Annotated in this window: 4 protein-coding genes; all 4 read right to left on the bottom strand. The window is 75.1% G+C overall.

The genetic code is table 11. From position 1 onward, the window contains the following. Positions 1-29 precede the first annotated feature (29 nt). The gene (locus tag ACFV0Q_RS40395) at positions 30-623 is read right to left on the bottom strand and encodes a polysaccharide deacetylase (protein ID WP_385012943.1); all 594 of its coding nucleotides are present in this window, start codon (positions 621-623) and stop codon (positions 30-32) included. A gap of 155 nt (positions 624-778) precedes the next feature. Beyond that, entirely contained in the window at positions 779-1303 is a 525-nt protein-coding gene (locus tag ACFV0Q_RS40400; protein WP_385012945.1) for a GNAT family N-acetyltransferase, read from the bottom strand. 28 nt (positions 1304-1331) lie between these two features. Further along, complete coding sequence (locus ACFV0Q_RS40405) at positions 1332-2039, bottom strand: TetR/AcrR family transcriptional regulator (protein ID WP_385012947.1); 708 nt, start codon at positions 2037-2039, stop codon at positions 1332-1334. A gap of 38 nt (positions 2040-2077) precedes the next feature. Continuing rightward, positions 2078-3042: PDR/VanB family oxidoreductase (locus tag ACFV0Q_RS40410; RefSeq protein ID WP_385012948.1), on the bottom strand; the 965-nt coding region annotated here is incomplete at its 5' end.

Genomic DNA, 3042 nt, shown 5'->3' on the forward strand with positions numbered 1-3042 from the left:
GCACCGCCCTTCGCGCTTTCCGGGGCCCGTCAGACCACGACGCGCAGCGCCTCCATGCGCCGCGCCTGGCCCGTGGTCCCCACGTAGACCGGGTTGCCGCCGACCACGTTCTGCCAGCCGTACCCCGCCACGTGCGCCTGCGCCGCCACGCTGCCGTTGCCGACCTGGATGCCCAGCGCCTCCATGCGCCGCGCCTGGCCGGTGGTGCCGACCGTGACCGCCTTGCCGTCGGCGGCGCACGCCCAGCCCTGCCAGCCGATGTCCGCCAGGTGGGCGTTCGCGCAGACGCCGCCCGTGCCGCCGGTCGCGATCACCACGGCCTCCATCCGGCGGCTCTGACCGGTGGTCCCGGCCACGGCCCCGTCGCAGACCGCCGACTGCCAGCCGATGCCCTCCACATGGGCGGCGTAACAGACCGTCCGCGCGGCGGGCGCGAGCGCCTGCTGCCGCGCGGCCGCCGCCTGTACCTGCTCTACGACCGCGGCGGGCGCCGCGGCGGCCGCCGCGCCCTTGACCGGCGCCGACGGGAGCTCCTGGGCCCCGGCCACCCCCGTGGCCCCCAGGACACCCGCCAGCGCCATGCCCAAGACGGCGCCCGCGGCCCTGCTCGTGGAATTCCTCATGCTGTTCCCCTCCTGGTACCGACTGGTCGCGACCATCAGTACCGCCGCACCGGAGGGCCGGGCCCTGCGAACCCGGGCACACGGCCGAGAGCCGCCGGAGCATGGCGCGCGCCCGGGGCTTGCGGCCGGGACGGGTGCCGTGCCTGTGCCGTGCCTCAGACGTCGAGGCGCCGCTCCAGCAGGATCACCCCGTACACCCGGCCGTCCTTGCCCTGCTTCGAGGGGAATTCACCGACGACCCGGTAGCCCACGCCCCGGTAGTACGCCAGCAGCCGCGGGTTGCTCGACACGCAGTCCAGCCGCGCCCGTTCCCGCCCGGTCCGGGCGATCCGCCGCTCGGCGTGTTCGAGGATCCGCAGTCCGGTCCCGGGGGGCGCCGCCTCCCGCTCCACCATCAGCCGGTGCACGTAGCCCGCCACCGGGGGCTGGACCCCCCAGGCGTCCTCGTCGGACCACCACAGTTCGTACGCGCCCACGACCCGCCCGTCGGCGTCCTCGGCGAGCCACACCTCTCCGTCGCGCATCTTCGACCGGAAGTGGGCGACGTCCTTCTCGCCGGGCTTCCACTGGTCGATGCCCTGTTTGCGCATCCACCGGGCCGCCTGGTCGTACAGCTTCACCAGCGTGCCGGCGTCCTTCTCCCCGGCTTGCCGGAACAAGATCCCGTCGTCAATGATCACGCGGGCATTATCGCGTTCCGGGCCCGGCTCACTCGCCCGGAGGGGCCCCGGGGACCAGCGCCGCCAGCCGCCCCACCAGCTCCCCGAACGGCCCGTCGGCCGGCTCGTCCGCGAGGATCCGTACGAGGATCCCCGCCATCTCCGCGTCGTACGCGGCGCTCACGGCGGCCAGCGCCGCGAAGTCGTGCACCAGTTGCAGCTCCAGCTCCGCCCGCGGGATCCGGCGTCCGTCCAGCCACAGCAGCGCCGTCGACTCGGCCAGCGACACCCAGGACCGCACGACCAGCTCCAGCCGGGCCGGCGGCTCGCTCACGCCGATGTGGGTGACGATCTGCTCGTACGCGGCCTGCCGCACCTCGTCGATCATCGCGTTGGTCCGGCTGCTGCCCGCCGCCGGACCGCCCCGCATCAGCGCCGAGAAGCCCGGCCCGTGCTCGTCGACGAAGGCGAAGTACCGCCCCATGACCCGCAGCAGCCGGCCGCCGAGCGGCCCTTCGCGCGGCTCGACGAACCGCTGCGCCAGCTCGTCGGCGGCCCGCCGCAGCGCGGCCTCGTAGAGGCTCAGCTTGCCGGGGAAGTAGTGGTAGACGAGCGGCCGCGATATCCCGGCGGCCGCGGCGATCTCGTCGATCGACACATCGTCGGGGGACCGGTTGCTGAACAGCTCCAGGGCAACCCCGATCAGCTGCTGCCGCCGCTCCTCGACACCCATCCTGCGTCGCACCCCGGTTGTCATGCCGACACCCTACTTCTCCCGTCGGCGGGGAGCGGAAGTCAAAGGTCCAGGGTGAGACGGTCCGATCGCGCGCGGGAGACGCACAGGAGCATCGAGTCCGCGCGCTCGGCGTCCGTGAGGAGTTCGTCGCGGTGATCCACCTCGCCCGCCAGGACCCGGTGTTGGCAGGTGCCGCAGAAGCCCTGCTCACAGGAGTACGGGGTGTCGGGCAGGATCCGGCGCACCGCCGCCAGCGCGGATTCCCCCGCCCCGACCTCGACGGTGCGGCCCGAGCGGTGCAGTTCCACCGTGAAGGGCCGCGCCGGGCCGGCCGCCGCCGGGGCGAAGCGCTCCAGGCGCACCGCCGAGGGGTCCGCGGCGGCTTCGGTGACGGCCCGCATCAGCGCCTCGGGGCCGCAGCAGTAGACCAGGGTGCCCGGCGCGGCCCCGGCGAGCGGGGTCAGGCCGGGCAGGCCCGCCTCGTCCTGCGGCACGACGGTGACCCGGTCCCCGTAGGCGGCGAGTTCGGGCAGGAAAGGCATCGAGGCGCGCGACCGGCCCCCGTACAGCAGGGTCCAGTCGGCGCCCGCCGCCGTCGCCGCGCGGAGCATGGGCAGGATCGGGGTGATGCCGATGCCGCCCGCGACGAACGCGTACGACGGGGCGGGGAGCAGCCCGAACCGGTTGCGCGGGGGCCGCAGTTCCAGCTCCGCGCCTTCCACCAGGCGGGCGTGCGCCTCGCGGGAGCCGCCGCGGCCGTCCTCGACGAGTCGGACCGCGACCGTGTAGCGGCCGCGCTCGGCGGGGTCCCCGCACAGGGAGTACTGGCGGACCAGCCCGGAGGGCAGGACGAGGTCGACGTGCGCGCCCGGGGTCCAGGGCGGCAGCTCGTCCGAGGAGAAGGCGGACTCCAGGGTCAGCAGCAGCACCCCCTCGGCCGGTTCGGCGCGGGCGGCGACCCGGGCGCGCAGCAGCCGGCGCGGGGAGTGGCCCGACACCGGGGTCTCCAGGGCGGGGAGCGGCC

The organism is Streptomyces sp. NPDC059564, assembly GCF_042735575.1.
Lineage (GTDB): Bacteria > Actinomycetota > Actinomycetes > Streptomycetales > Streptomycetaceae > Streptomyces.

What these genes read in the sequence shown, in the direction of transcription:
- ACFV0Q_RS40395 (WP_385012943.1), bottom strand. Translation starts at nt 623, where the DNA reads ATGAGGAATTCCACGAGCAGGGCCGCGGGCGCCGTCTTGGGCATGGCG.
- ACFV0Q_RS40405 (WP_385012947.1), bottom strand. Translation starts at nt 2,039, where the DNA reads ATGACAACCGGGGTGCGACGCAGGATGGGTGTCGAGGAGCGGCGGCAG.